The sequence below is a fragment of the Marinobacter vulgaris genome (assembly GCF_003344045.1).
Classification (GTDB): domain Bacteria; phylum Pseudomonadota; class Gammaproteobacteria; order Pseudomonadales; family Oleiphilaceae; genus Marinobacter; species Marinobacter vulgaris.
This window is the reverse complement of the sequence record NZ_QFWX01000034.1, coordinates 1-768: the sequence shown is the minus strand read 5'-3', so window position 1 is coordinate 768 and position 768 is coordinate 1. Positions and strand designations below refer to the sequence as shown.

The following is a 768-nucleotide window of genomic DNA, read 5'->3' as shown; positions in this document are numbered from 1 at the left end:
CCGGCATCAAAATAAACGGTTGACAAGGTGGTGATTCGATGTAGAATACGCCTCCTTGATCGGGCAAGCCCCGACCGCTCTTTAAAAAGTTGACCAAGTAATTCGTGTGGGCGCTGGCCGAGGTATTTCGGATATGAAATATCAGGACAGTGACTCGTCGAACATTGAGTTTTGTCTTGAGCAAGAATAAAGGATCTTCGGATTCTTGTATGATTTAAACTGAAGAGTTTGATCATGGCTCAGATTGAACGCTGGCGGCAGGCTTAACACATGCAAGTCGAGCGGTAACAGGTCCTTCGGGATGCTGACGAGCGGCGGACGGGTGAGTAATACATAGGAATCTGCCCAGTAGTGGGGGATAGCCCGGGGAAACCCGGATTAATACCGCATACGCCCTTTGGGGGAAAGCAGGGGATCTTCGGACCTTGCGCTATTGGATGAGCCTATGTCGGATTAGCTAGTTGGTGGGGTAAAGGCCTACCAAGGCGACGATCCGTAGCTGGTCTGAGAGGATGATCAGCCACATCGGGACTGAGACACGGCCCGAACTCCTACGGGAGGCAGCAGTGGGGAATATTGGACAATGGGGGCAACCCTGATCCAGCCATGCCGCGTGTGTGAAGAAGGCTTTCGGGTTGTAAAGCACTTTCAGTGAGGAGGAAAACCTTATGGCCAATACCCATGAGGCTTGACGTTACTCACAGAAGAAGCACCGGCTAACTCCGTGCCAGCAGCCGCGGTAATACGGAGGGTGCAAGCGTTAATCGG

At 52.3% G+C, this 768-nt stretch carries 1 rRNA gene; it reads left to right on the top strand.

Annotated features, from left to right (window positions below):
- Positions 1–216: 216 nt before the first annotated feature.
- Positions 217–768 (top strand): 16S ribosomal RNA (locus tag DIT71_RS17670); the annotation flags it as partial.